This is a genomic window from Streptomyces sp. NBC_00239 (assembly GCF_036194065.1).
In the GTDB taxonomy this organism is placed as follows: domain Bacteria; phylum Actinomycetota; class Actinomycetes; order Streptomycetales; family Streptomycetaceae; genus Streptomyces.
Genome location: NZ_CP108095.1, coordinates 6,504,504 through 6,529,933 on the forward strand (window position 1 = coordinate 6,504,504; position 25,430 = coordinate 6,529,933).

Consider the following 25,430-nt stretch of genomic DNA (forward strand, 5'->3'; position numbering starts at 1 on the left):
AGGTAGGTTCCACGTGAACCAGAAGCGACCCAAGGTCAAGAAGTCGCGTGCCCTCGGCATTGCGCTGACCCCGAAGGCCGTCAAGTACTTCGAGGCCCGCCCCTACCCGCCGGGCGAGCACGGCCGTGGCCGCAAGCAGAACTCGGACTACAAGGTTCGTCTGCTCGAGAAGCAGCGTCTGCGCGCTCAGTACGACATCTCTGAGCGTCAGATGGCCCGCGCGTACGACCGCGCGAAGAAGGCCGAAGGCAAGACGGGCGAGGCGCTTGTCGTCGAGCTCGAGCGTCGCCTCGACGCCCTGGTCCTGCGTTCGGGCATCGCCCGCACCATCTACCAGGCCCGCCAGATGGTCGTTCACGGCCACATCGAGGTCAACGGTGGCAAGGTCGACAAGCCGTCGTTCCGTGTCCGTCCGGACGACGTCATCACCGTGCGTGAGCGCAGCCGCGACAAGCACCCCTTCCAGGTTGCGCGCGAGGGTGGCTACGCCGGCGAGGGCGAGGCGCCCCGCTACCTGCAGATCAACCTGAAGGCCCTGGCCTTCCGCCTGGACCGTGACCCGAACCGCAAGGAAATTCCGGTCATCTGCGACGAGCAGCTCGTCGTCGAGTACTACGCCCGCTGATCCGGGAGTAGCCACTCACCAGGCTGGTCAGCCCGTCGGTTCCCCGGAAGGGGAGCCGGCGGGCTTTCTGCTGCCCGGGACCTGCCCGCCCCGCCGCGCCGGCCGGGCCGCCCCCGCCGCCGGCCGCTTCCGGGCCCGGAACCGCAGGGCCCGCTCCACCAGCTCCGCCGGCGCCAGCAGCCGGCCCTCGGTCGCCCGTACGGCGTATCCCGCCGCGCCCAGCGCCTCGCCCGCCTGCTGCCGGCAGGCCAGCCGGGGCCCGTTGAAATAGCCCGAGCCGAACAGCTGCAGCCCCACCGAGCCCCACATGCCCTCCGCCGCGCCCTGGAGCACCGCCGCCTCCCCGGCGTCGCCCTCGCTCACCGTCACCAGTGCCAGCAGCTCCAGCGCCAGCACCAGGCCCAACAGGTCGTGGAAGGTGTGGTTGATCGTCACGCACTCCACCAGCAGCCGGCGGGCCCCCGCGCAGTCCCCGCCGTTCAGCGCCGCGTACGCCAGGACGTACAGGGCGTAGGCCCGGCTCCACTGCTCCCCGTGGTCCTCACAGATCTCCCGGACCTCGTGGCACAGCTCCAGCGCCCCCTCCAGATCGCCCTGGAACGCCATCGCCAGCGCCAGCTCCACCTGGCACATCAGCACGTTGCTGTTCAGCTCCCCGGCCTCCCGGTAGCGCTCCAGCGCCTCGCCGAGCAGCTCGCCGGCCCGCTCCATGTCGTCCGAGACCAGGGCCAGGCAGCCCAGCCGGTGCACCGCGTACGCCGTGGCGAGCGGGCTCCCGGCCAGCTCGGCGCCCTCCCGGCACTCGTGCAGCGCGCCCAGCGCCGCCACCGCGTCGCCCTGCAGGCAGGCCACGTAGCCGAGCACCCACAGCGCCTTGAGGCGGGACCCGTCGTGCGCCGTCTCCTGCGCGTCCAGCTCCAGGGCCCGGTCCAGCCAGTGCCGGCCCTCGGACAGCCGCCCGCAGCCGGCCCAGTAGAACCACAGCGTCCCCGCCAGGTACTGGCCCAGATGCGCCTCGTCCGGACCGTCGAGGCAGAACTCCAGGGCGAGCCGCAGGTTCGCCAGCTCCGCGTCGACCAGCGCCGCCACCTCCTGCTGGCGCGGACTGAACCACTCCAGCTCGCACCAGGTGGCCAGCCCCATGTACCAGTCCCGGTGCCGCCGCCGCAGCCGGCCCGCCTCGCCCTGCGCCTCCAGCCAGCCCGCGCCGTACGCCCGTACGGTGTCGAGCATCCGGTAGCGGGCCCCGGCCGGGCCGTCCTCGCGGACCAGGAGCGACTGCGCGAGCAGCTCGCCCAGCACGTCGAGCACGTCCTCGGCCGCCAGGCCCGGACCGCCGCAGACGTACTCCGCCGCCTCCAGGTCGAACTGCCCGGCGAACACCGACAGCCGGGCCCACAGCAGCCGTTCCCCGTCCGTGCACAGCTCGTGGCTCCAGCCGATCGCCGTACGCAGCGCCTGGTGGCGGGGGAGCGCACCGCGGCTGCCGCCCGTCAGCAGCCGGAACCGGTCCTCCAGCCGGACCAGCACCTGCTCCACCGACAGCGCCCGCAGCCGGCCCGCCGCCAGCTCCAAGGCCAGCGGGATCCCCTCCAGCCGCTCGCACAGCTCGCCGACCGCGCCCCGGTTCGCGGCCGTCAGCTCGAAACCGGGCGCCGCCGCCGCGGCCCGGGCCGCCAGCAGCTCCGCCGCGTCCGCCGCGCCGAGCGGGGCCAGCGGATAGGCATGCTCCCCGTCGAGGGCCAGCGGCCGGCGGCCCGCGGCGAGCACCCGCAGCCCCGGCGCGTGCCGCAGCAGCTCCCGGACCAGCTCCGCACACGGGTCCACCAGCTGTTCGAAACCGTCCAGCACCAGCAGCAGCTCGCGGTCGGCCAGGTGTTCGGCCAGTACGGTCCGGGGCAGCCGGGTGGTGTGGTCGGTAAGCCGCAGGGCCTCGGCCAGGGCGTGCACCAGCAGCTCCGGATCGCGGACCGCGGACAGCTCGGCCAGCCACACCCCGTCGGCCGGCCACGCCCCGGCGCCCGGAGCCGCCGCGCCGACCGGCTCGCAGGAGCGTTCCTGCACCGCCCGCGCGGCCCGCAGCGCCAGCCGGGACTTCCCGACCCCGCCCACCCCCGTGACCGTCACCAGCCGCGAGCGCTCCAGCAGCCGTGCCAGCTCGGCGAGTTCGCGACCCCGCCCGACGAGCCCGGTCAGCTCCGAGGGAAGATTGCCGCACGTCCTTGGTCGCATGGGACACGGAGGGTACTGCTCCGGATGCGCTGCGTACAAGGCGGGTCGTCCGGTCCCGGAATTCCGGTACGGCCGGGCACCCCCGGCGCGATAGGGTCGGGGGACGACTTTTCGATGTTCAGGCGATGTTTCAGGGAGCGGTGCAACGTGTCCGGTGGAGAGGTGGCCGGGATCCTCGTGGCCGTCTTCTGGGCGATCCTGGTCTCGTTCCTCGCCGTCGCGCTGGCGAGGCTCGCGCAGACGCTCAAGGCGACCACCAAGCTCGTGGCCGACGTGACCGAGCAGGCCGTGCCGCTGCTGGCCGACGCCTCCACGACCGTCCGCTCCGCGCGCACCCAGCTCGACCGGGTCGACGCCATCGCGAGTGACGTCCAGGAGGTCACCTCCAACGCCTCGGCGCTCTCCTCCACCGTGGCCTCCGCCTTCGGCGGACCGCTCGTGAAGGTCGCCGCCTTCGGGTACGGCGTCCGCCGGGCCCTGGGCCGCGGGGACGGTCAGGCCGCCGGCGGCGTGCCGCCCCGCGCATCCCGTCGTACCGTGATCGTTGGCCGCACCGTGCCCTCCGCGCGGCGCCGGAAGCAGAAGGACTGAGACCGGGATGTTCCGCCGTACCTTCTGGTTCACCGCGGGCGCCGCCGCCGGCGTGTGGGCCACCACCAAAGTCAACCGCAAGCTGAAGCAGCTGACCCCCGAGAGCCTGGCCGCCCAGGCCGCCGAGAAGGCGGTCGAGGCAGGACACCGCCTCAAGGACTTCGCCCTCGACGTCAAGGCGGGAATGGCGCAGCGCGAGGACGAGCTGAACGACGCACTGGGGCTCCACCAGGACCCGGACGGCGCCGCGCAGCTCGACAACGTACGCGTCCTGCCCGGTCAGCGCCGCATGCGGGCCATCGAGACCAACCACCACCGACCGAAGCACTCGTACAACCGGAATGAGGACCACTGATGGAGTCGGCTGAGATTCGCCGCCGCTGGCTGAGCTTCTTCGAGGAGCGCGGTCACACCGTCGTCCCTTCGGCGTCGCTCATCGCGGACGACCCGACTCTGCTGCTGGTCAACGCGGGCATGGTCCCGTTCAAGCCGTACTTCCTCGGCGAGACCAAGCCCCCGGCCCCCCGTGCCACCAGCGTGCAGAAGTGCGTCCGTACCCCGGACATCGAAGAGGTCGGCAAGACCACCCGGCACGGCACGTTCTTCCAGATGTGCGGCAACTTCTCCTTCGGCGACTACTTCAAGGAAGGCGCCATCACGTACGCCTGGGAGCTGCTCACCAGCTCCGTGGCGGACGGCGGCTACGGCCTGGAGCCGGAGAAGCTCTGGATCACCGTCTACCTCGACGACGACGAGGCCGAGCAGATCTGGCGCGAGAAGATCGGCGTGCCCGCCGAGCGCATCCAGCGCCTGGGCAAGAAGGACAACTTCTGGTCCATGGGCGTCCCCGGACCCTGCGGCCCCTGCTCCGAGATCAACTACGACCGCGGCCCCGAGTTCGGCGTCGAGGGCGGCCCGGCCGTCAACGACGAGCGGTACGTCGAGATCTGGAACCTCGTCTTCATGCAGTACGAGCGGGGCGCCGGCGACGGCAAGGAGGACTTCCCGATCCTCGGCGACCTGCCGTCCAAGAACATCGACACCGGCCTCGGCCTCGAACGCCTCGCGATGATCCTGCAGGGCGTGCAGAACATGTACGAGACCGACACCCTGCGCGTCGTCATGGACAAGGCCACCGAGCTGACCGGGGTCCGCTACGGCGCGGCCCAGGGCACCGACGTCTCCATGCGCGTGGTCGCCGACCACATCCGCACCTCCGTGATGCTCATCGGCGACGGCGTCACCCCCGGCAACGAGGGCCGCGGCTACGTGCTGCGCCGCATCATGCGCCGCGCCATCCGCAACATGCGCCTGATGGGCGCCACCGGCCCGGTGGTCCAGGAGCTCGTCGACGTCGTGATCAACACGATGGGGCAGCAGTACCCGGAGCTCGTCACCGACCGCAAGCGCATCGAGACCGTCGCGCTCGCCGAAGAGGCCGCCTTCCTCAAGGCCGTCAAGGGCGGCACCAACATCCTCGACACCGCCGTGACCGAGACCAAGGCCGCCGGCGGCACGGTCCTCTCCGGCGACAAGGCGTTCCTGCTCCACGACACCTGGGGCTTCCCGATCGACCTCACCCTGGAGATGGCCGCCGAGCAGGGCCTCTCCGTGGACGAGTCCGGCTTCCGCCGCCTGATGCAGGAGCAGCGCGACCGCGCCAAGGCCGACGCCAAGGCCAAGAAGACCGGCCACGCGGACATGTCCGCCTACCGTGAGATCGCCGACGGCTCCGGCGCCACCGAGTTCACCGGCTACGCCACCACCCAGGGCGAGTCCACCGTCGTCGGCCTGCTGGTCAACGGCGTGTCCGCGCCCGCCGCCTCCGAGGGCGACGAGGTCGAGGTCGTCCTCGACCGCACCCCGTTCTACGCCGAGGGCGGCGGCCAGCTCGCCGACCAGGGCCGCATCAAGCTCGACTCGGGCGCCGTCATCGTCGTCCGCGACGTGCAGCAGCCGGTCCCGGGCGTGTCCGTGCACAAGGGTTCCGTCCAGGTCGGCGAGGTGACGGTGGGCGCCTCCGCGTACGCCGCCATCGACGTGACGCGCCGCCGGGCCATCGCCCGCGCCCACTCGGCCACCCACCTGACGCACCAGGCGCTGCGCGACGCCCTCGGCCCGACGGCCGCCCAGGCCGGTTCCGAGAACTCGCCCGGCCGCTTCCGCTTCGACTTCGGCTCGCCGAACGCCGTCCCCGGCTCGGTCCTCACCGACGTCGAGCAGAAGATCAACGACGTGCTCTCCCGTGAGCTCGACGTCACCGCCGAGATCATGAGCATCGACGAGGCCAAGAAGCAGGGCGCCATCGCCGAGTTCGGCGAGAAGTACGGCGAGCGCGTCCGCGTCGTCACCATCGGCGACTTCTCCAAGGAGCTGTGCGGCGGCACGCACGTCGGCAACACCGCCCAGCTGGGCCTGGTGAAGCTGCTCGGCGAGTCCTCCATCGGCTCCGGCGTGCGCCGCGTCGAGGCCCTCGTCGGTGCGGACGCGTACAACTTCCTCGCCAAGGAGCACACGGTCGTCGCCCAGCTCCAGGAGCTGGTCAAGGGCCGCCCCGAGGAGCTGCCGGAGAAGATCGCCTCCATGCTCGGCAAGCTGAAGGACGCCGAGAAGGAGATCGAGAAGTTCCGCGCGGAGAAGGTCCTCCAGGCCGCCGCGGGCCTCGCCGCCAACGCCCAGGACATCCGCGGCCTCGCCCTCGTGGTGGGCCAGGTGCCGGACGGCACGGGCGCCGACGACCTGCGCAAGCTGGTCCTCGACGTGCGCGGCCGCATCCAGGGCGACCGCCCGGCCGTCGTGGCCCTGTTCACCACGGCGAACGACCGCCCGCTGACCGTGATCGCCACCAACGAGGCCGCCCGCGAGCGCGGTCTCAAGGCCGGCGACCTGGTCCGTACGGCCGCCAAGACCCTCGGTGGCGGCGGTGGCGGCAAGCCGGACGTGGCCCAGGGCGGCGGCCAGAACGCGGCCGCCATCCCGGAGGCCATCGCCGCGGTCGAGCGCCTCGTCGTCGAGACGGTCTGACCATGACGCTGCGCCGTGGTCGCCGCCTTGCGATCGATGTCGGTGACGCCCGGATCGGGGTCGCCTCGTGCGACCCCGATGGGGTCCTCGCCACACCGGTGGAAACCGTGCCGGGACGTGACATTCCTTTCGCTCACCGGCGGCTGCGGCAGCTCGTCGCGGAGTACGAGCCCCTTGAGGTCGTGGTCGGACTGCCCCGCTCGCTCAGCGGGCGGGAGGGTCCGGCCGCGGCCAAGGTGCGCGCCTTCGCCACGGAACTCGCCAAGGGCATCAAGCCGGTGACGGTCCGTCTGGTGGACGAGCGGATGACGACGGTGACGGCGGCCCAGGGGCTGCGGGCCTCCGGAAAGAACGCGAAGAAGGGCCGCGCGGTGATCGACCAGGCCGCCGCTGTGGTGATCCTTCAGAACGCTCTTGAGACCGAACGGGTATCAGGTAATCCGCCCGGCGAGTGCGTCGAAGTGGTCATCTGATCGCGATACGGTAACGTTCCGCGCGATGTGGCGGCATTTCGAACAGCCGTCGCCCACGAAGAGGCGGACCGAGAAGCCGCGGCATCGGAGTCGCGGCCGTCGTCTCGCAGCTCTAGGGGACCGATGACTGAGTACGGCCGGGGTTCAGGCCCCGAACCCTGGCACCCGGACGACCCGCTGTACGGGGACCAGGGATGGAACGGCCTCCAGCCCCAGCAGGGCCAGGTGCCGTACGGCGGCCAGTACCCGCAGGAGCCGCAGCACGCCCAGCCGCAGCCGCATCACCCGTTCCCGCAGAGCCACGAGCCGCAGCAGCAGTACCCCGGCCCGTACCCCGGTCAGCAGTACGCGGACCAGCACCAGGGCCGGCAGCAGGGCCAGCCGTCCGGCCAGTACGCGCAGCCTTACCCGCAGCAGCAGTACCAGGACCAGTACACCGATCAGTACCAGGACCAGTACCAGGACCAGTACGCCGACCCGCAGTCGGACTACGGATCCCAGCAGCACCAGCCGCAGCACCAGCCCCCACAGCATCAGCAGCAGCACGCTCCCGTGCCCGCCGCCGTCCAGTACGGCGGCGGGGCAGGGGCAGGGGGCTGGGACGGCGCGGTGCCGAACCCGTTCGACCAGCAGCCTGCGGCCGGCTACCCCGGCGAGGCCCCCGACCTGTACGGGACCCCCGACGCGTATCCGCCGCCGCAGCCCCCGAACCGGCGCGGCCAGGTCCCCGAACCGGCCACCGAATGGCAGGACGACGAGCCGTCCGCGGCCGACGAGCCCGAGCACGCCTTCTTCTCGGGCGGCGGCGGGAACGACGACGACGGCGACGACTCCGAGGGCCGCGGCCGGGGCGGTTCGGGCGGCGGCAACGGCCGTCGCGGCGGCCGCACCAAGAAGAAGAAGGGCCGCAACGGCGTGGCCTGCCTGTTCGTCTCGCTCGTCCTGGTGGGCGGCGTGGGCGGCGTCGGCTACTACGGCTACAGCTTCGTGAAGGAGCGATTCGGCGCGCCCGAGGACTTCGCGGGAGGCGGCACCGGATCCGTCGAGATCGAGATCCCCAAGGGCGCCAGCCTCGGCCAGATGGGCCGGATCCTCAAGGACGCCGGCGTCGTCAAGAGCATCGACGCGTTCACGGCGGCGGCCCAGCAGCACGAAACCAAGGGTCTGGGCATCCAGCCGGGTCTGTACGCGCTGAAGAAGGAGATGTCCGGGGCCGCCGCCGTGGAGCTGATGGTCAACCCGGCCAACATCAACGCCCTCGACGTGAACCCGGCCGAGCGCAACGTCGACGTCTACAAGAAGATCGACAAGAAACTCGGCAAGCCCGAGGGCACCACCCGGAACATCGCGAAGAACCAGTACAAGACCTTCGGCCTGCCCACCTGGGCGGCCCCCGGACCGGACACCAAGGACCCGCTGGAGGGCTTCCTGTACCCGGCCCGCTACGACCTGGGCAAGGGCGCCACCCCGGAGAAGCTGCTCAAGCAGATGGTCACCCGGGCGGCCTCGCACTACAACTCGCTCGACCTGGCGCCGAAGGCCGAAGCGCTCGGCCTGAACTCCCCGCTGGAGCTCGTCACCGTCGCGAGCCTGGTGGCCGCCGAGGGCAAGAACCACGACGACTACCGGAAGATGGCCGAGGTCGTCTACAACCGCCTCAAGGTGACCAACCAGGTCACGAGCCGGCGGCTGGAGTTCGACTCCACGATCAACTACATCCGGAACGAGAGCACGGTCGACATCTCGGCCAAGGAAGCCCGCGCGCTGAAGGACCCGTACAACACGTACCACGTCCGCGGTCTGCCGGCCGGGCCGATCGGCAACCCCGGCGACGACGCCGTCAGCGGTGCGCTCTCGCCGGACAAGGGCGGATGGATGTTCTTCATCTCCATCGACGGCAAGACCACGACCTACACGAGGACGCTGGACGAGCACGACAAGCTGGTGGCCGAGTTCAACAAGCGACGAAAGAGCGGCGGGTAGCAACAACATGTCGGTACGACGGGCCGCAGTGCTCGGATCCCCCATCGAGCACTCCCTCTCGCCGGTTCTGCACCGGGCGGCCTACCGGGAGCTCGGCCTCGACGACTGGTCGTACGACCGGTTCGAGATCGACGAGGCCCGGCTGCCGGAGTTCGTCGCCGGGCTCGGCCCCGAGTGGGCCGGGCTCTCGCTGACCATGCCGCTCAAGCGGGCGGTCATGCCGCTCCTCGACGGCATCACCGTCACCGCGGCCTCCGTCGAGGCCGTGAACACCGTCGTCCTCACCGAGGACGGCCGCCGCCTCGGCGACAACACCGACATCCCGGGCATCGTCGCCGCGCTCCACGAGCGCGGCGTCGACAAGGTGGAGTCGGCCGCCGTGCTCGGCGCCGGCGCCACCGCCTCCTCGGCCCTCGCCGCCCTCGCCCGGATCTGCACCGGCGAGGTCACCGCGTACGTACGCAGCGGGGCCCGCGCGGGCGAGATGCGGCAGTGGGGCGAGCGGCTCGGCGTCGCCGTGCGGACCGCCGACTGGGCCGACGCCGCCGAGGCGCTGCACGCGCCGCTGGTGATCGCCACCACCCCGGCCGGGACCACCGACGCGCTCGCCGCGGCCGTGCCCGAGCACCCCGGGACCCTCTTCGACGTGCTCTACGAGCCCTGGCCCACCGCCCTCGCGGCCGCCTGGGCGCAGCGCGGCGGCGAGCTGGTCGGCGGCCTCGACCTGCTGGTCCACCAGGCCGTGCTCCAGGTCGAACAGATGACCGGCCGGACGCCCGGGCCGCTGGCCGCGATGCGGGCCGCCGGAGAAGCGGCACTCGCCGCCCGCTAGGCGCCGGTCGTCAAAGTCCCGCCCGTCCACCCCCGCCCGTCCACCCCGGCGTCCGATAGCTGGACCGGAGATCGGCTCACCGGCCCGGACATGGGAGGATCAGGGCAGGCGGGCCAGGCCGCGCACCCGGTCGCGCCACAGTGGTTCCGGCGCGAGCATGAGGAGCATCGTTGAGCAGGTTGCGTTGGCTGACCGCAGGGGAGTCCCACGGACCCGCACTGGTCGCGACGCTGGAGGGTCTTCCCGCCGGCGTCCCGGTCACCACTGAGCTGGTGGCCGACCACCTGGCCCGGCGGCGGCTGGGCTATGGCCGCGGCGCCCGCATGAAGTTCGAGCAGGACGAGGTGACCTTCCTCGGCGGGGTCCGCCACGGTCTCTCCCTCGGTTCCCCGGTGGCCGTCATGGTCGGCAACACCGAGTGGCCCAAGTGGGAGAAGGTCATGTCGGCCGACCCGGTCGACCCCGCGGAGCTCAAGGAGACGGGCCGCAACGCCCCCCTGACCCGCCCCCGCCCCGGCCACGCCGACCTCGCGGGCATGCAGAAGTACGGCTTCGACGAGGCCCGGCCGATCCTGGAGCGCGCCAGCGCACGTGAGACCGCCGCCCGCGTCGCCCTCGGAGCCATCGCCCGGTCCTTCATCAAGGAGGCCGCGGGCATCGAGATCGTCTCCCACGTGGTGGAGCTGGCCGCGGCCAAGGCCCCCTACGGCGTCTACCCGACCCCCGCCGACGTCGACAGGCTCGACGCCGACCCGGTGCGCTGCCTCGACGCCGACGCGTCGAAGGCGATGGTCGCGGAGATCGACCAGGCCCACAAGGACGGCGACACCCTCGGCGGCGTCGTCGAGGTCCTCGCGTACGGGGTCCCGGTCGGCCTCGGTTCGCACGTGCACTGGGACCGACGGCTGGACGCCCGTCTCGCCGCCGCCCTCATGGGCATCCAGGCCATCAAGGGCGTCGAGGTCGGCGACGGCTTCGAGCTGGCCCGGGTGCCCGGCTCGAAGGCGCACGACGAGATCGTCTCCACCCCCGAGGGCATCAAGCGCACCAGCGGCCGCTCCGGCGGCACCGAGGGCGGTCTGACCACCGGCGAGCTGCTGCGCGTGCGCGCCGCGATGAAGCCGATCGCGACCGTGCCGCGTGCGCTGGCCACCGTCGACGTCGCCACCGGCGAGGCCACCGTGGCCCACCACCAGCGCTCGGACGTCTGTGCCGTGCCGGCCGCCGGCATCGTCGCCGAGGCGATGGTGGCGCTGGTGCTCGCCGACGCCGTCGTGGAGAAGTTCGGCGGCGACTCGGTCCCCGAGACCCGCCGCAACGTGCAGTCCTACCTCGACCACCTGCAGATCCGGTGACCGGCGGGCCTCGTGTGGTGCTGGTCGGACCCATGGGGTCCGGCAAGTCCACGGTGGGCGCGCTGCTCGCCGAGCGGCTCGCCGCCCCCTACCGGGACACCGACGCGGACATCGTCGCGGCCGAGGGCCGGGAGATCTCCGAGATCTTCGTCGACGACGGCGAGCCGTACTTCCGGGCGCTGGAACGCGAGGCGGTCGCCCGCGCGCTCGCCGAGCACACCGGCGTGCTGGCCCTCGGCGGCGGCGCCGTCCTCGACGAGGGGACCCGGAGCCTGCTCGCCGGGCTGCCCGTGGTCTACCTGTCGATGGACGTCGAGGAAGCCGTACGCCGGGTGGGGCTGGGCGCCGCCCGGCCGCTGCTGGCCATCAACCCGCGGCGGCAGTGGCGCGAGCTGATGGACGCCCGCCGCCCCCTGTACACCGAAGTCGCGCGCGTCGTCGTCGCCACCGACGACCGCACCCCCGAAGAGGTCGCCCAGGCGGTCCTCGACGCACTGGAGTTGAAGGACGTATGACGGACCAGGTGACACGGATCCACATCGGCGGCAGCGCCAGCCACGATCCGTACGAGGTACTGGTCGGCACGCAGCTGCTCGGTGAGCTGGGCGCGCTGATCGGCACCCGGGCACAGCGGGTCGCCGTGATCCACCCCGAGGCGCTGGCCGAGACCGGCGAGGCGCTGCGCGCCGACCTGGCCGACCAGGGCTACGAGACGGTCGCCATCCAGGTGCCGAACGCCGAGGAGGCCAAGACCGTCGAGGTCGCGGCGTACTGCTGGAAGGCGCTCGGCCAGTCCGGCTTCACCCGCACCGACGTGATCGTCGGCGTCGGCGGCGGCGCCACCACCGACCTCGCGGGCTTCGTCGCGGCCTCCTGGCTGCGCGGGGTGCGCTGGATCGCGGTCCCGACCACCGTGCTCGCGATGGTCGACGCGGCGGTCGGCGGCAAGACCGGCATCAACACCGCCGAGGGCAAGAACCTCGTCGGCGCCTTCCACCCGCCGGCCGGCGTGCTGTGCGACCTGGCCGCGCTCGACTCGCTGCCGGTCCACGACTACGTCAGCGGCCTCGCGGAGATCATCAAGGCCGGCTTCATCGCCGACCCGGTGATCCTCGACCTGATCGAGGCGGACCCGGCGGCGGCCCGCACCCCGGCCGGCCCGCACACCGCCGAGCTGATCGTGCGGTCCATCCAGGTCAAGGCCGACGTGGTCTCCAGCGACCTCAAGGAGTCCGGACTCCGCGAGATCCTGAACTACGGCCACACCCTCGCGCACGCCATCGAGAAGAACGAGCGCTACAAGTGGCGGCACGGCGCGGCCGTGTCCGTGGGCATGGTCTTCGCGGCGGAGCTCGGCCGGCTGGCCGGCCGCCTCGACGACGCCACCGCGGACCGCCACAAGGAGGTCCTGGCCTCCGTCGGACTGCCGCTGACCTACCGCGGCGACCAGTGGCCCAAGCTGCTGGAGACCATGAAGGTCGACAAGAAGTCCCGCGGCGACCTGCTGCGCTTCATCGTCCTGGACGGCCTCGGCAAGCCGACCGTCCTGGAAGGCCCCGACCCGGCCGTGCTGTTCGCGGCGTACGGCGAGGTCTCCGCGTGACCCGCCGGGTGTTCGTGCTCAACGGCCCCAACCTGGGCCGCCTCGGCTCCCGCGAACCCGACGTGTACGGGGCGACCTCGTACGCGGGGCTGGTCGAGTCCTGCACGACCCTCGGCACGGAACTGGGCTTCGCCGTCGAGGTCCGCGAGACCAACGACGAGGGCCAACTGGTCCGCTGGCTGCACGAAGCCGCGGACGGGAAGATCCCGGTCGTCATCAACCCCGGGGCCTTCACGCACTACTCGTACGCCATGCGGGACGCGGCGGCGCAGCGCACGGCGCCCCTGATCGAGGTGCACATCTCGAACCCGTACGCGCGCGAGGAGTTCCGGCACACCTCGGTGATCGCGGCCGTGGCCAGCGGCACCGTGGCGGGCTTCGGCATCGGCTCGTACCGGCTGGCGCTGCGCGCGCTGGCCGAGGAGCTCGGCGGCTGAGACCGCTTCCGGAGCGACGCCGTAAGCTCCGGTTCCGCAGCGGGCACTCTGGATCACCCCCGGCCGTTCACTCCTAGACGGCCGGGGGCGATAACGTTCCTGCATCGGTTTGTGGACGCGCGGGCGCGAGACGGAGTGGCACCGTATGCAGCATGCAGTGGGTGGGTGGGGTCAGCCGGGGCACCATCCGGGAGCTCCGTCCGGACCATCGGCGTCGGGACCGGTGCCGCCGGCCGGGCCGCCCGCGGGCGGCTGGTCGGCACCGCCGGTGCCCCCGCCGGCCTCCATATCCGGCCCGGCCCCCGTGCCGGATCCGACCGGACACGTGGTGCTGCCGCCGGCCGCCGCGCCCGGCACCGGCGGCGCCACCCTCGCGGTGCTGCTCATCGGCCCGGCGGGCGCCGGGAAGACCACGGTGGCCCGGCACTGGGCGAGCACCCGGCAGGTGCCCACGGCCCACATCAGCCTCGACGACGTCCGCGAGTGGGTCTGCACCGGCTTCGCCGACCCGAAGTCCGGCTGGAACGACCACTCCGAGGCCCAGTACCGGCTGGCCCGCCGCACCTGCGGGTTCGCCGCCCGCAACTTCCTCGCCAACGGGATCTCCTGCATCCTCGACGACGCCGTCTTCCCCGACCGGCCGGTCGTCGGACTCGGCGGCTGGAAGCGCCACGTGGGGCCCGGCCTGCTCCCGGTGGTCCTGCTGCCGGGGCTGGAGATCGTCCTGGAGCGCAACGCGGAGCGGCGCGGCAACCGCCGGCTGTCCGACGAGGAGGTCGCGCGCATCCACGGCCGGATGGCCGGCTGGTACGGCTCCGGCCTCCCGATCATCGACAACTCGCACCACGACGTGGAAGCCACCGCGCGGGCCCTGGACGAGACGCTGGCGCGCGCGATCGCCGCCCCGCAGGGCTGGTAGCGGAACCGGACCGGAAGCCGGGCACCGCGGCCGGCCCGGCCGGGCGGGAACTCCGGCCCCGGCCGTACCCGCACCGCCGCCCGGCGGGCCCGCGCAGCCCCGCCCCGGCGGCCGGCCCGGCCGCCCGGCGGGCGTTCCCCGTCCGGACGCGCTCGACGGGCCGCGCGGCCGTGCCGCTCGTACGCTCGATGCATGTCAGAGGTGTACGCGGCCCGTCGTGGCCTGCTCCGAGACCGCTGTGCCGCCGCGGGCAACGCGGCCGCGCTCATCTCGCGCCCGTCGAACGTCCGTTACCTCACCGGCGCCGCCCCGCACGGCGCGGTGCTGCTGGTCGGACCCGGGCCCGGCGACGACGTGCTGTTCTGCGCCGAGCCCCCGACCGGAGAGCCCGACGAGGGCCGCTTGGACGAACACCTGCGCTGCGCCGTGCTGCCCGCCGCGGACGGCGACCCGGCGGTGGCCGCGGCCGACACGGCGGCGGGCGCCCGCGCGGACTCGCTGGCCGTCGAGGAACACCACCTGACCGTGGTGCGGCACCGCGCCATCGGCTCGGTGGCGCCCCGGCTGCGCCTGGCCGACCTCGGGCACGCGGTCGAGCAGCAGCGGCTGGTCAAGGACGAGGAGGAGATCGCCTGCCTGCGGATCGCCGCGGAGATCGCCGACCAGGCGCTGGGCGAACTGCTGGAGTCGATCCTCGTGGGCCGGACCGAACGCCATCTGGCGCTGGAACTGGAACGGCGGCTCGTCGACCACGGCGCGGACGGCCCGGCCTTCCCCACCTCCGTGGGCACCGGCCCGCACTCCGGCCGGCAGCGTCACCGCCCCACCGACCGGCGGGTCGAAGAGGGTGATTTCCTGTCGGTGTGCCTGGGCGCGAACTACCGCGGCTACCGGTGCGAGATCGGCCGTACGTTCGTCATCGGGACCACTCCCGCCGACTGGCAGATCGAGCTGTACGACCTGGTCTTCGCGGCCCAACGGGCGGGCCGCGAAGCGCTCGCGCCGGGCGCCGCGTACCGCGATGTGGACCACGCGGCCCGGCAGGTGGTCGACTCCGGGGGCCACGGCGAGGCCCTTCCGCCGTTGGTGGGACACGGCGTCGGACTCGAAATCCAGGAGGACCCGCAGTTGGCACCTGCCGCAATGGGTAAACTGGACGCTTGCGTGCCGGTCACCGTCGAACCGGGAGTACACCTCCCGGGCCGGGGCGGCGTCCGGATCGTTGACACGCTCGTCGTACGCCCCGAGGCGGACGGCGGACCCGAGCTACTCACCATTACGACCAAGGAGCTGCTCGCGCTCTAGCTTTGCTGAGCGCGCACCCGTGGTCTTTCAGTCCAGGAGATTTGGCAACCGTGGCTTCCACGAACGACCTCAAGAACGGCATGGTGCTCAAGCTCGACGGGGGCCAGCTCTGGTCCGTCGTCGAGTTCCAGCACGTCAAGCCCGGCAAGGGCCCGGCCTTCGTGCGCACCAAGCTCAAGAACGTGCTGTCCGGCAAGGTCGTCGACAAGACCTTCAACGCCGGTGTGAAGGTCGACACGGCCACCATCGACCGCCGCGACATGCAGTTCTCCTACATGGACGGCGAGTACTTCGTCTTCATGGACATGGGCACCTACGACCAGCTGATGGTCGACCGCAAGGCCGTCGGCAGCGCCGCGAACTTCCTGATCGAGGGCTTCACCGCCTCGGTCGCGCAGCACGAGGGCGAGGTGCTCTACGTCGAGCTCCCGGCCGCCGTCGAGCTGGTCATCCAGCACACCGACCCGGGCGTCCAGGGCGACCGCTCCACCGGCGGCACCAAGCCCGCCACCCTGGAGACCGGTTACGAGATCCAGGTCCCGCTCTTCATCACCACCGGTGAGAAGGTCAAGGTCGACACCCGCACCAGCGACTACCTCGGCCGGGTGAACAGCTAACCGTGGCTGCCCGGAGCAACGCGCGCAAGCGCGCCTTCCAGATCCTGTTCGAGGCCGACCAGCGCGGGGTACCCGTGCGGGACGTCCTCGCGGACTGGATCCGCCACTCCCGGTCGGACGACCGGCAGCCGCCGGTGAACGCGTTCACCATGGACCTGGTCGAGGGGTACGCCGACAAGGTGGACCGCATCGACGACCTCATCCACACCTACGCGGTGGACTGGGACCTCGACCGGATGCCGGTCGTGGACCGGAACATCGTGCGCCTGGGTGCCTACGAGCTGATCTGGGTCGACGAGACCCCGGACGCCGTGGCCATCGACGAGGCGGTCCAGCTCGCCAAGGAGTTCTCCACCGACGACTCCCCGACGTTCGTGAACGGCCTGCTCGGCCGCTTCAAGGACCTCAAGCCGAGCCTCCGTCGGGGCGAATAGCCCGAACGGGTGAAGGCCGCATGCGGAAGGGCCCGTAGCGCACTGCGCGCTACGGGCCCTTCCGCGTTCCCGGACGCGGCCGTCCGGGCAGCGAAAAGCCGCCGGGGGCGGTGGAAGCCCTCTACGGGCCCCACCGCCCCCGGCGGCACGTTTCTGCAGGTCTTGCTCAGATCTCCTCGTGCGCGACCGCACGGCGGGCGTCCGCGTCCAGCACGCCCCAGCTGATGAGCTGCTCGGTCAGGACCGAGGGCGACTGGTCGTAGATGACCGCGAGGGTGCGCAGGTCGTCCTGGCGGATCGAGAGGACCTTGCCGTTGTAGTCACCGCGCTGGCTCTGGATCGTGGCGGCGTACCGCTGGAGCGGGCCGGCCTTCTCCGCGGGGACGTGGGCGAGGCGCTCCAGGTCCAGGCGCAGCTTCGGCGGCGGCTCGGCCGCTCCGCCCGGAGTCGTGCCCGGCAGCAGTTCCTGCACCGGCACCCCGTAGAAGTCCGCCAGCTCGGCCAGGCGCTGAACCGTGACCGCACGGTCTCCGCGCTCGTACGAACCGACCACCACCGCCTTCCAGCGGCCCTGGGACTTCTCCTCGACACCGTGGAGGGAAAGGCCCTGCTGGGTGCGGATGGCGCGGAGCTTGGCCCCGAGCTGTTTGGCGTATTCGCTGGACATAAGGCTCCCGGACGCTGTGTCGACGTGCGGCTCCGCCGCGCGGCTGGTAACTCACTGTGAGGTTACGCAGCGTTACGTGGATGCGTCAAGCCGAATGGTCTTCATCCCGCCTCCCCGGGGGACCCGCCGGCGGGGCCCCGAAGCGGCGCCCGACGAGCTCCCCGGCAGTCCCCGAGCGGTCTCCGAGCCGACCCCGACCCGCCCTCGGGTGAGCGTCCGCCTCCTCGCGCCTGCTAATGTGTCGGGCGTACATCCGACGTCCTTTAAGGTCCGTCCCGTGAGGCGGAGAAGGAGGTCCGTTTCTCATGGACACCCAGACTTCCGATGCGGCCCGCCCCGTCCTCGAGGCTTCCGACATCGCACGGGTACTGACCCGTATCGCCCACGAGATCGTCGAGCGCGCCAAGGGCGCCGACGACGTGGTGCTCCTCGGCATCCCGACGCGGGGCGTCTTCCTCGCCCGCCGGATCGCCGCCAAGCTCGAAGAGATCACCGGCTCGAAGATCCCGGTCGGTTCCCTCGACATCACCATGTACCGCGACGATCTGCGGATGAAGCCGGCCCGTGCCATCGGCCGCACCGAGATCCCCGGTGACGACCTCGACGGCCGCCTCGTCGTCCTCGTCGACGACGTGCTGTTCTCCGGCCGCACCATCCGCGCCGCCCTCGACGCGCTCGGCGACATCGGCCGCCCGCGCGCGGTGCAGCTCGCCGTCCTCGTCGACCGCGGCCACCGCGAACTGCCGATCCGCGCCGACTACGTCGGCAAGAACCTCCCCACGTCGCTGCGGGAGACCGTCAAGGTCCTGGTCCAGGAGGAGGACGGCCGCGACGCCGTGCTGCTCGGCCAGCGGACCGAACCGGCCGCCGGGCAGTAGCCCGCACGAGCAAGGGACCCGCTCCCCGGCCCCCGGCCGGCCGGACGCAGGGTCCGCGCCGAAGCCTGCCCGCCCGCACCCCAGCTGCCCTCCACTACCCCCGGAGCACCCAGATGAAGCGCCACCTCATCTCGGCCGCCGACCTCACGCGCGACGACGCCGTCCTCATCCTCGACACCGCCGAGGAGATGGCCCGGATCGCGGACCGGCCGATCAAGAAGCTGCCCACCCTGCGCGGCCGTACGATCTGCAACCTTTTCTTCGAGGACTCGACCCGCACCCGGATCTCCTTCGAGGCCGCCGAGAAGCGCCTGTCGGCCGACGTCATCAACTTCGCGGCCAAGGGCTCCAGCGTCTCCAAGGGCGAGTCCCTGAAGGACACCGCCCAGACCCTGGAGGCCATGGGCGTCGACGCCGTGGTCATCCGGCACGGCGCCTCCGGAGCCCCCTACCGGCTCGCGACCTCCGGCTGGATCGACGCGCCCGTCATCAACGCGGGCGACGGCACCCACCAGCACCCCACGCAGGCCCTCCTCGACGCCTTCACCATGCGCCGCCGCCTGGTCGGCAAGGACGCACTCGGCCAGGACCTCGCCGGCAAGCGCATCACCATCGTCGGCGACGTGCTGCACAGCCGGGTGGCCCGCTCCAACGTCGACCTGCTGCACACCCTCGGCGCCGAGGTCACCCTGGTGGCCCCGCCGACGCTGGTCCCGGTGGGCGTCGAGACCTGGCCCTGCGAGATCTCGTACGGCCTCGACGAGGTGCTGGCGAAGTCGGACGCGGTGATGATGCTGCGTGTGCAGCGTGAGCGGATGAACGCCGCCTTCTTCCCGACCGAGCGCGAGTACTCGCGGCGCTACGGCCTCGACGGCCAGCGCATGGCGCGGATGCCCGAGCACGCCATCGTGATGCACCCCGGCCCGATGGTCCGCGGCATGGAGATCACCGCCGAGGTCGCCGACTCCGACCGCTGCACGGTCATCGAGCAGGTCGCCAACGGCGTGTCCATCCGGATGGCCGTGCTCTACCTGCTCCTGGGCGGCTCCGAGCCCGCCGTCACCACCACCAGCACGCCCCGCACCGAGGAGACCAAGCAATCATGAGCAAGATCCTGATCCGTGGCGCGCAGGTTCTCGGTGGCGAGGCGCAGGACGTCCTGATCGACGGCGAGACCATCGCGGAGGTCGGCACGAACCTGTCCGCCGAGGGTGCCGAGGTCATCGACGCCGCCGGCCGGGTGCTGCTGCCGGGCCTGGTCGACCTCCACACCCACCTGCGCGAGCCGGGCCGCGAGGACTCCGAGACCGTCCTGACCGGCACCCGCGCCGCCGCGAGCGGCGGCTACACCGCCGTGTTCGCCATGGCCAACACGTTCCCCGTCGCCGACACCGCCGGCGTCGTCGAGCAGGTCTACCGCCTCGGCCAGGAGCACGGCTACTGCGACGTCCAGCCCATCGGCGCCGTCACGGTCGGCCTGGAGGGCAAGCAGCTCGCCGAGCTCGGCGCCATGCACGAGTCGGCCGCCGGCGTGAAGGTGTTCTCCGACGACGGCAAGTGCGTCCACGACGCGGTCATCATGCGCCGCGCCCTGGAGTACGTGAAGGCCTTCGGCGGCGTCGTCGCCCAGCACGCCCAGGAGCCCCGCCTCACCGAGGGCGCCCAGATGAACGAGGGCGTCGTCTCCGCCGAGCTCGGCCTCGGCGGCTGGCCCGCCGTCGCCGAAGAGTCGATCATCGCCCGCGACGTCCTGCTCGCCGAGCACGTCGGCTCCCGCGTGCACATCTGCCACCTCTCGACCGCCGGCTCCGTCGAGATCGTCCGCTGGGCCAAGTCCCGCGGCATCGACGTGACCGCCGAGGTCACCCCGCACCACCTCCTCCTCACCGACGAGATGGTCCGCTCGTACAACCCGGTCTACAAGGTCAACCCGCCGCTGCGCACCGAGCGCGACGTCATGGCCCTGCGCGAGGCGCTCGCCGACGGCACGATCGACATCGTCGCCACCGACCACGCCCCGCACCCGCACGAGGACAAGGACTGCGAGTGGGCCGCCGCCGCCATGGGCATGGTGGGCCTGGAGACCGCGCTCGCCGTGGTCCAGCAGACGATGGTCGAGACCGGCCTGCTCGACTGGGCGGGCGTCGCGGAGCGGATGTCCTTCGCCCCCGCGCGCATCGGCCGGCTCGACAACCATGGACGTCCCGTCTCGGCAGGTGAACCCGCGAACCTGACCTTGGTCGATACCTCGTACCGTGGTGTCGTGGACCCCGCACACTTCGCCTCCCGCAGCCGCAACACGCCTTACGAGGGCCGTGAGCTGCCGGGTCGCGTCACTCACACCTTCCTGCGGGGCCGGGCAACGGTCGTGGACGGGAAGCTGGCGTGACACCTGCAGTAATCCAACTGGCCGCAGAGGCCGCCGGACGGCAGTCGGCGGAAGTGACCGACTTCGGCGCCCGCATCGCGTGGGTGCTCGGTCTGGTCGTCTTCATCGCCTTCGTGTACTGGCTGATGCGGCAAGGCTGGAAATGGCGCGGCGCGCTCCAGGGCGACCTGCCCGAGCTGCCCGTCGCGCCGGACGGACTCCCCGCGCACCGGCTGGCCCTCACCGGCCGGTACCACGGGTCCACGACGGCCGGCCAGTGGCTGGACCGGATCGTGGCGCACGGCCTGGGCATCCGCAGCCGGGTGGAGCTGACGCTCACCGACGCGGGCCTGGACGTGGTGCGGCCGGGGGCCACCGATTTCTTCGTACCGGCCGCGCAGCTGCGCGGCGCCCGCCTCGACAAGGGAATCGCGGGCAAGGTACTCACCGAGGGCGGTCTGCTCGTCGTCACCTGGGCGCACGGCGACAAGCTGATCGACTCCGGATTCCGCTCCGACCGGGCGGCCGAGCACGCCGCCTGGGTCGAGGCCATCAATCTCATGAACCAATCCATCACGACGGAAGGCGCCGAACGATGACGACCTCCACCAGGGGAGCGAAAGCTCCCGCCGTACTCGTCCTGGAGGACGGCCGGATCTTCCGCGGCCGCGCCTACGGGGCCGTGGGGGAGACCTTCGGCGAGGCCGTGTTCTCCACCGGCATGACCGGCTACCAGGAGACCCTCACCGACCCGTCGTACCACCGCCAGGTCGTCGTGATGACCGCCCCGCACGTGGGCAACACCGGCGTCAACGACGAGGACCCCGAGTCCTCCCGCATCTGGGTGAGCGGCTACGTCGTCCGCGACCCCGCCCGCATCCCCTCGAACTGGCGCTCCCAGCGCACGCTCGACGAGGAGCTGGAGCGCCAGGGCGTCGTCGGCATCTCCGGCATCGACACCCGCGCCCTCACCCGCCACCTGCGCGAGCGCGGCGCCATGCGCGTCGGCATCTTCTCCGGCGAGGCCTGGAAGGGCGTCCGGGACGAGGCCCTGCTGGCCAAGGTGCAGAACGCGCCCCAGATGAAGGGCGCCGACCTCTCCGCAGAGGTCGCGACCAAGGAGGCGTACGTCGTCCCCGCGATCGGCGAGAAGAAGTTCACCGTCGCCGCGATCGACCTGGGCATCAAGGGCATGACCCCGCACCGGATGGCCGAGCGCGGCATCGAGGTGCACGTGCTCCCCGCCACCTCCACCGTCGAGGACGTCTACGCCGTCAACCCGGACGGCGTGTTCTTCTCGAACGGCCCCGGCGACCCGGCCACCGCCGACCACGCGGTCTCCGTGATGAAGGGCGTGCTGGAGCGCAGGACGCCGCTCTTCGGCATCTGCTTCGGCAACCAGATCCTGGGCCGCGCGCTCGGCTTCGGCACGTACAAGCTGAAGTACGGCCACCGCGGCATCAACCAGCCGGTGCAGGACCGTACGACCGGCAAGGTCGAGGTCACCGCGCACAACCACGGCTTCGCCGTCGACGCCCCGCTGGACAAGGTGTCCGACACCCCGTTCGGCCGCGCCGAGGTCTCCCACGTCTGCCTCAACGACGACGTGGTGGAGGGCCTGCGGCTGCTCGACCAGCCGGCCTTCAGCGTCCAGTACCACCCCGAGGCGGCGGCCGGCCCGCACGACGCCGCCTACCTCTTCGACCGCTTCACGTCTTTGATGGACACCGCCCAGATGGAGGCCGATCGTGCCTAAGCGCACCGATATCCAGTCCGTCCTGGTCATCGGCTCCGGTCCGATCGTCATCGGCCAGGCCGCCGAGTTCGACTACTCCGGCACCCAGGCCTGCCGCATCCTCAAGGCCGAGGGCCTGCGGGTCATCCTGGTGAACTCCAACCCGGCGACGATCATGACCGACCCGGAGATCGCCGACGCCACGTACGTCGAGCCGATCACCCCCGAGTTCGTCGAGAAGATCATCGCCAAGGAGCGCCCCGACGCGCTCCTGCCCACCCTCGGCGGCCAGACCGCGCTCAACACCGCGATCTCCATGCACGAGCAGGGTGTGCTGGAGAAGTACGACGTCGAGCTCATCGGCGCCAACGTCGAGGCCATCAACAAGGGCGAGGACCGCGACCTCTTCAAGGGCGTCGTCGAGGCCGTCAAGGCGAAGATCGGCTACGGCGAGTCCGCCCGCTCGGTCATCTGCCACACGATGGACGAGGTCATCGCCGGCGTCGACACCCTCGGCGGCTACCCCGTCGTCGTCCGCCCCTCCTTCACCATGGGCGGCGCCGGCTCCGGCTTCGCCCACGACGAGGACGAGCTGCGCCGCATCGCCGGCCAGGGCCTGACGCTCTCCCCGACCACCGAGGTGCTCCTGGAGGAGTCCATCCTCGGCTGGAAGGAGTACGAGCTGGAGCTGATGCGCGACAAGGCCGACAACGTCGTGGTCGTCTGCTCCATCGAGAACTTCGACCCGATGGGCGTCCACACCGGCGACTCGATCACCGTCGCGCCGGCGATGACGCTGACCGACCGCGAGTACCAGCGGCTGCGCGACATCGGCATCGCGATCATCCGCGAGGTCGGCGTCGACACCGGCGGCTGCAACATCCAGTTCGCGATCGACCCGGTCGACGGCCGCGTCATCGTGATCGAGATGAACCCGCGCGTCTCCCGCTCCTCCGCGCTCGCCTCGAAGGCCACCGGCTTCCCGATCGCCAAGATCGCCGCGAAGCTGGCCATCGGCTACACGCTGGACGAGGTCCCGAACGACATCACCGAGAAGACGCCGGCCTCCTTCGAGCCGACCCTCGACTACGTCGTCGTCAAGGCCCCGCGCTTCGCCTTCGAGAAGTTCCCGCTCGCCGACGCCACCCTCACCACCACCATGAAGTCGGTGGGCGAGGCCATGGCCATCGGCCGCAACTTCACCGAGGCCCTCCAGAAGGCCCTGCGCTCCCTGGAGAAGAAGGGCTCGCAGTTCACCTTCGTCGGCGACCCGACCGCCACCATGTCGAAGGAGGAGCTGCTCGCCACCGCGGTCCGCCCGACCGACGGCCGCATCAACACCGTCATGCAGGCCATCCGCGCCGGCGCCACCCAGGAAGAGGTCTTCGACGCCACGAAGATCGACCCCTGGTTCGTCGACCAGCTCTTCCTGATCAAGGAGATCGCGGACGACCTCGCGGCCGCCGAGAAGCTCCACCCCGAGCTGCTCGCCGAGGCCAAGCGGCACGGCTTCTCCGACTCCCAGATCGCCGAGATCCGCGGCCTGCGCGAGGACGTCGTCCGCGAGGTCCGGCACGCCCTCGGGGTCCGCCCGGTCTACAAGACGGTCGACACCTGCGCCGCCGAGTTCGCCGCGAAGACCCCGTACTTCTACTCCTCGTACGACGAGGAGACCGAGGTCGCCCCGCGCGAGAAGCCCGCGGTGATCATCCTGGGCTCCGGCCCGAACCGCATCGGCCAGGGCATCGAGTTCGACTACTCCTGCGTCCACGCCTCCTTCGCGCTCAGCGACGCGGGCTACGAGACCGTGATGGTCAACTGCAACCCGGAGACCGTCTCCACCGACTACGACACCTCCGACCGCCTGTACTTCGAGCCGCTCACGCTCGAGGACGTGCTGGAGATCGTGCACGCCGAGTCGCTCGCCGGCCCGATCGCCGGCGTCATCGTCCAGCTCGGCGGCCAGACCCCGCTGGGTCTCGCCCAGGCCCTCAAGGACAACGGCGTGCCGGTCGTCGGCACCCCGCCGGAGGCCATCCACGCCGCCGAGGACCGCGGCGCGTTCGGCCGGGTCCTCGCCGACGCCGGCCTGCCGGCCCCCAAGCACGGCACCGCCACCACGTTCGCGGGTGCGAAGGCCATCGCCGACGAGATCGGCTACCCGGTCCTCGTGCGCCCCTCGTACGTGCTCGGCGGCCGCGGCATGGAGATCGTCTACGACGAGTCCCGGCTGGAGTCGTACATCGCCGAGTCCACCGAGATCTCCCCGACCCGCCCGGTGCTGGTCGACCGCTTCCTCGACGACGCGATCGAGATCGACGTCGACGCCCTCTACGACGGCACCGAGCTCTACCTCGGCGGCGTCATGGAGCACATCGAGGAAGCCGGCATCCACTCCGGCGACTCGGCCTGCGCGCTGCCCCCGATCACCCTCGGCGGCTACGACATCAAGCGCCTGCGCGCCTCCACCGAGGCCATCGCCAAGGGCGTCGGCGTCCGCGGACTGATCAACATCCAGTTCGCGATGGCCGGCGACATCCTCTACGTGCTGGAGGCCAACCCGCGCGCCTCCCGCACCGTGCCCTTCACCTCGAAGGCCACCGCGGTCCCGCTCGCCAAGGCCGCCGCCCGCATCTCCCTCGGCGCCACCATCGCCGAACTGCGCGAGGAGGGCCTGCTGCCGAGGAACGGCGACGGCGGCACCCTGCCGCTCGACGCGCCGATCTCCGTCAAGGAGGCCGTGATGCCGTGGTCGCGCTTCCGCGACATCCACGGCCGCGGCGTCGACACCGTCCTCGGCCCGGAGATGCGCTCCACCGGCGAGGTCATGGGCATCGACTCGGTCTTCGGCACGGCGTACGCCAAGTCGCAGGCCGGCGCCTACGGCCCGCTGCCCACCAAGGGCCGCGTCTTCTTCTCGGTCGCCAACCGCGACAAGCGTTCGATGATCTTCCCGGCCCGCGAGCTGGTCGCCCACGGCTTCGAGCTGATGGCCACCTCCGGCACGGCCGAGGTCCTCAAGCGCAACGGCATCAACGCCACCGTCGTGCGCAAGCAGTCCGAGGGCGAGGGCCCCGACGGCGAGAAGACCATCGTCCAGCTGATCCACGACGGTCAGGTCGACCTGATCGTGAACACCCCGTACGGCACGGGTGGCCGCCTCGACGGCTACGAGATCCGTACGGCGGCCGTGGCGCGCAGCGTCCCGTGCCTGACCACGGTGCAGGCGCTCGCCGCCGCCGTGCAGGGCATCGACGCGCTCAACCGCGGCGACGTGGGCGTCCGCTCGCTCCAGGAGCACGCGGAGCACCTGACCGCCGCCCGCGACTAGCAGCCCGTCCGAAGCAGGGGG

24 protein-coding genes are annotated in these 25,430 nt (G+C 71.7%); 21 read left to right on the forward strand and 3 right to left on the reverse strand.

Annotated features, from left to right (window positions below; translation table 11 throughout):
• Positions 1-13: 13 nt before the first annotated feature.
• Positions 14-625, forward strand: a complete 612-nt coding sequence (gene rpsD, locus OG764_RS28630) for a 30S ribosomal protein S4 (protein WP_283451479.1) — start codon at positions 14-16, stop codon at positions 623-625.
• 27 nt (positions 626-652) lie between these two features.
• Here rpsD and OG764_RS28635 read toward each other — a convergent pair whose 3' ends face one another.
• The gene (locus OG764_RS28635) at positions 653-2,857 is read right to left on the reverse strand and encodes an ATP-binding protein (protein WP_328971306.1); all 2,205 of its coding nucleotides are present in this window, start codon (positions 2,855-2,857) and stop codon (positions 653-655) included.
• Positions 2,858-3,004: 147 nt separating this feature from the next.
• Between OG764_RS28635 and OG764_RS28640 the strand changes: the two genes are divergently transcribed.
• From OG764_RS28640 to ruvX, 4 genes are read left to right on the forward strand one after another with little or no spacing between them, the layout of a single operon-like run.
• Complete coding sequence (locus tag OG764_RS28640) at positions 3,005-3,448, forward strand: DUF948 domain-containing protein (RefSeq protein WP_328971307.1); 444 nt, start codon at positions 3,005-3,007, stop codon at positions 3,446-3,448.
• Positions 3,449-3,455: 7 nt separating this feature from the next.
• Positions 3,456-3,803, forward strand: a complete 348-nt coding sequence (locus OG764_RS28645) for a DUF6167 family protein (RefSeq protein ID WP_328971308.1) — start codon at positions 3,456-3,458, stop codon at positions 3,801-3,803.
• The gene (alaS, locus tag OG764_RS28650) at positions 3,803-6,472 is read left to right on the forward strand and encodes an alanine--tRNA ligase (RefSeq protein WP_328971309.1); all 2,670 of its coding nucleotides are present in this window, start codon (positions 3,803-3,805) and stop codon (positions 6,470-6,472) included. The genes OG764_RS28645 and alaS overlap by 1 nt, the downstream gene beginning before the upstream one ends.
• 2 nt (positions 6,473-6,474) lie before the next feature.
• Positions 6,475-6,945: a Holliday junction resolvase RuvX gene (ruvX, locus tag OG764_RS28655; protein WP_328971310.1), complete on the forward strand. Its 471-nt coding sequence runs from the start codon at positions 6,475-6,477 to the stop codon at positions 6,943-6,945.
• A 144-nt stretch (positions 6,946-7,089) separates the two neighbouring features.
• Here ruvX and OG764_RS28660 read toward each other — a convergent pair whose 3' ends face one another.
• Complete coding sequence (locus OG764_RS28660) at positions 7,090-7,491, reverse strand: hypothetical protein (RefSeq protein WP_328971311.1); 402 nt, start codon at positions 7,489-7,491, stop codon at positions 7,090-7,092.
• A 6-nt stretch (positions 7,492-7,497) separates the two neighbouring features.
• Here OG764_RS28660 and mltG point away from each other — a divergent pair, with 6 nt between their 5' ends.
• From mltG to nusB, 10 genes are all read left to right on the forward strand, one after another.
• A complete protein-coding gene (mltG, locus tag OG764_RS28665) occupies positions 7,498-8,928 on the forward strand; it encodes an endolytic transglycosylase MltG (protein ID WP_328971312.1) in 1,431 nt (476 codons plus the stop codon).
• A gap of 7 nt (positions 8,929-8,935) precedes the next feature.
• Complete coding sequence (locus OG764_RS28670) at positions 8,936-9,760, forward strand: shikimate dehydrogenase (RefSeq protein ID WP_328971313.1); 825 nt, start codon at positions 8,936-8,938, stop codon at positions 9,758-9,760.
• Between the two features lie 170 nt (positions 9,761-9,930).
• Positions 9,931-11,115, forward strand: coding sequence for a chorismate synthase (aroC, locus tag OG764_RS28675; protein ID WP_328971314.1), 1,185 nt, complete (start codon positions 9,931-9,933; stop codon positions 11,113-11,115).
• Positions 11,112-11,630 carry a shikimate kinase gene (locus OG764_RS28680; protein WP_328971315.1) on the forward strand — a complete coding sequence of 173 codons (519 nt, stop codon included), beginning with the start codon at positions 11,112-11,114 and terminating at the stop codon, positions 11,628-11,630. Before aroC ends, OG764_RS28680 begins: the two co-directional genes overlap by 4 nt.
• The gene (gene aroB, locus OG764_RS28685; protein ID WP_328971316.1) at positions 11,627-12,718 is read left to right on the forward strand and encodes a 3-dehydroquinate synthase; all 1,092 of its coding nucleotides are present in this window, start codon (positions 11,627-11,629) and stop codon (positions 12,716-12,718) included. The genes OG764_RS28680 and aroB overlap by 4 nt, the downstream gene beginning before the upstream one ends.
• Positions 12,715-13,155 carry a type II 3-dehydroquinate dehydratase gene (aroQ, locus tag OG764_RS28690; RefSeq protein WP_328971317.1) on the forward strand — a complete coding sequence of 147 codons (441 nt, stop codon included), beginning with the start codon at positions 12,715-12,717 and terminating at the stop codon, positions 13,153-13,155. Before aroB ends, aroQ begins: the two co-directional genes overlap by 4 nt.
• A gap of 145 nt (positions 13,156-13,300) precedes the next feature.
• A complete protein-coding gene (locus OG764_RS28695; RefSeq protein WP_328971318.1) occupies positions 13,301-14,074 on the forward strand; it encodes an AAA family ATPase in 774 nt (257 codons plus the stop codon).
• A 192-nt stretch (positions 14,075-14,266) separates the two neighbouring features.
• A complete protein-coding gene (locus OG764_RS28700; protein WP_328971319.1) occupies positions 14,267-15,379 on the forward strand; it encodes a M24 family metallopeptidase in 1,113 nt (370 codons plus the stop codon).
• Between the two features lie 50 nt (positions 15,380-15,429).
• Entirely contained in the window at positions 15,430-15,996 is a 567-nt protein-coding gene (efp, locus tag OG764_RS28705) for an elongation factor P (protein WP_328971320.1), read from the forward strand.
• A gap of 2 nt (positions 15,997-15,998) precedes the next feature.
• Entirely contained in the window at positions 15,999-16,430 is a 432-nt protein-coding gene (gene nusB / locus OG764_RS28710; protein WP_328971321.1) for a transcription antitermination factor NusB, read from the forward strand.
• Between the two features lie 166 nt (positions 16,431-16,596).
• On the opposite strand, the gene bldD is transcribed toward nusB, so the two are convergent.
• On the reverse strand, positions 16,597-17,097 hold the full coding sequence (bldD, locus tag OG764_RS28715) for a transcriptional regulator BldD (protein ID WP_226733476.1): 501 nt from the start codon (positions 17,095-17,097) through the stop codon (positions 16,597-16,599).
• A gap of 305 nt (positions 17,098-17,402) precedes the next feature.
• Between bldD and pyrR the strand changes: the two genes are divergently transcribed.
• The 6 genes from pyrR to carB all read left to right on the forward strand — a co-directional run bounded on the left by pyrR (position 17,403) and on the right by carB (position 25,409).
• Entirely contained in the window at positions 17,403-17,975 is a 573-nt protein-coding gene (pyrR, locus tag OG764_RS28720; protein ID WP_328971322.1) for a bifunctional pyr operon transcriptional regulator/uracil phosphoribosyltransferase PyrR, read from the forward strand.
• Between the two features lie 113 nt (positions 17,976-18,088).
• Positions 18,089-19,081 (forward strand): aspartate carbamoyltransferase catalytic subunit, encoded by a 993-nt coding sequence (locus OG764_RS28725; protein ID WP_328971323.1) that lies wholly within the window; start codon positions 18,089-18,091, stop codon positions 19,079-19,081.
• Positions 19,078-20,364 (forward strand): dihydroorotase, encoded by a 1,287-nt coding sequence (locus tag OG764_RS28730; protein WP_328971324.1) that lies wholly within the window; start codon positions 19,078-19,080, stop codon positions 20,362-20,364. Before OG764_RS28725 ends, OG764_RS28730 begins: the two co-directional genes overlap by 4 nt.
• A complete protein-coding gene (locus tag OG764_RS28735; RefSeq protein WP_328971325.1) occupies positions 20,361-20,942 on the forward strand; it encodes a PH-like domain-containing protein in 582 nt (193 codons plus the stop codon). Before OG764_RS28730 ends, OG764_RS28735 begins: the two co-directional genes overlap by 4 nt.
• Positions 20,939-22,099 (forward strand): glutamine-hydrolyzing carbamoyl-phosphate synthase small subunit, encoded by a 1,161-nt coding sequence (gene carA / locus OG764_RS28740; protein WP_328971326.1) that lies wholly within the window; start codon positions 20,939-20,941, stop codon positions 22,097-22,099. Before OG764_RS28735 ends, carA begins: the two co-directional genes overlap by 4 nt.
• Positions 22,092-25,409: a carbamoyl-phosphate synthase large subunit gene (gene carB, locus OG764_RS28745; protein ID WP_328971327.1), complete on the forward strand. Its 3,318-nt coding sequence runs from the start codon at positions 22,092-22,094 to the stop codon at positions 25,407-25,409. Before carA ends, carB begins: the two co-directional genes overlap by 8 nt.
• Positions 25,410-25,430: the final 21 nt, after the last annotated feature.

Bases quoted from the DNA above. Each gene is read 5' to 3' on its own strand.
- aroB (WP_328971316.1), top strand. From the start codon at position 11,627: ATGACGGACCAGGTGACACGGATCCACATCGGCGGCAGCGCCAGCCAC.
- OG764_RS28645 (WP_328971308.1), top strand. From the start codon at position 3,456: ATGTTCCGCCGTACCTTCTGGTTCACCGCGGGCGCCGCCGCCGGCGTG.
- OG764_RS28700 (WP_328971319.1), top strand. From the start codon at position 14,267: ATGTCAGAGGTGTACGCGGCCCGTCGTGGCCTGCTCCGAGACCGCTGT.
- OG764_RS28635 (WP_328971306.1), bottom strand. From the start codon at position 2,857: ATGCGACCAAGGACGTGCGGCAATCTTCCCTCGGAGCTGACCGGGCTC.
- bldD (WP_226733476.1), bottom strand. From the start codon at position 17,097: ATGTCCAGCGAATACGCCAAACAGCTCGGGGCCAAGCTCCGCGCCATC.
- OG764_RS28725 (WP_328971323.1), top strand. From the start codon at position 18,089: ATGAAGCGCCACCTCATCTCGGCCGCCGACCTCACGCGCGACGACGCC.
- OG764_RS28730 (WP_328971324.1), top strand. From the start codon at position 19,078: ATGAGCAAGATCCTGATCCGTGGCGCGCAGGTTCTCGGTGGCGAGGCG.
- ruvX (WP_328971310.1), top strand. From the start codon at position 6,475: ATGACGCTGCGCCGTGGTCGCCGCCTTGCGATCGATGTCGGTGACGCC.
- OG764_RS28670 (WP_328971313.1), top strand. From the start codon at position 8,936: ATGTCGGTACGACGGGCCGCAGTGCTCGGATCCCCCATCGAGCACTCC.
- OG764_RS28695 (WP_328971318.1), top strand. From the start codon at position 13,301: ATGCAGCATGCAGTGGGTGGGTGGGGTCAGCCGGGGCACCATCCGGGA.
- alaS (WP_328971309.1), top strand. From the start codon at position 3,803: ATGGAGTCGGCTGAGATTCGCCGCCGCTGGCTGAGCTTCTTCGAGGAG.
- carA (WP_328971326.1), top strand. From the start codon at position 20,939: ATGACGACCTCCACCAGGGGAGCGAAAGCTCCCGCCGTACTCGTCCTG.
- pyrR (WP_328971322.1), top strand. From the start codon at position 17,403: ATGGACACCCAGACTTCCGATGCGGCCCGCCCCGTCCTCGAGGCTTCC.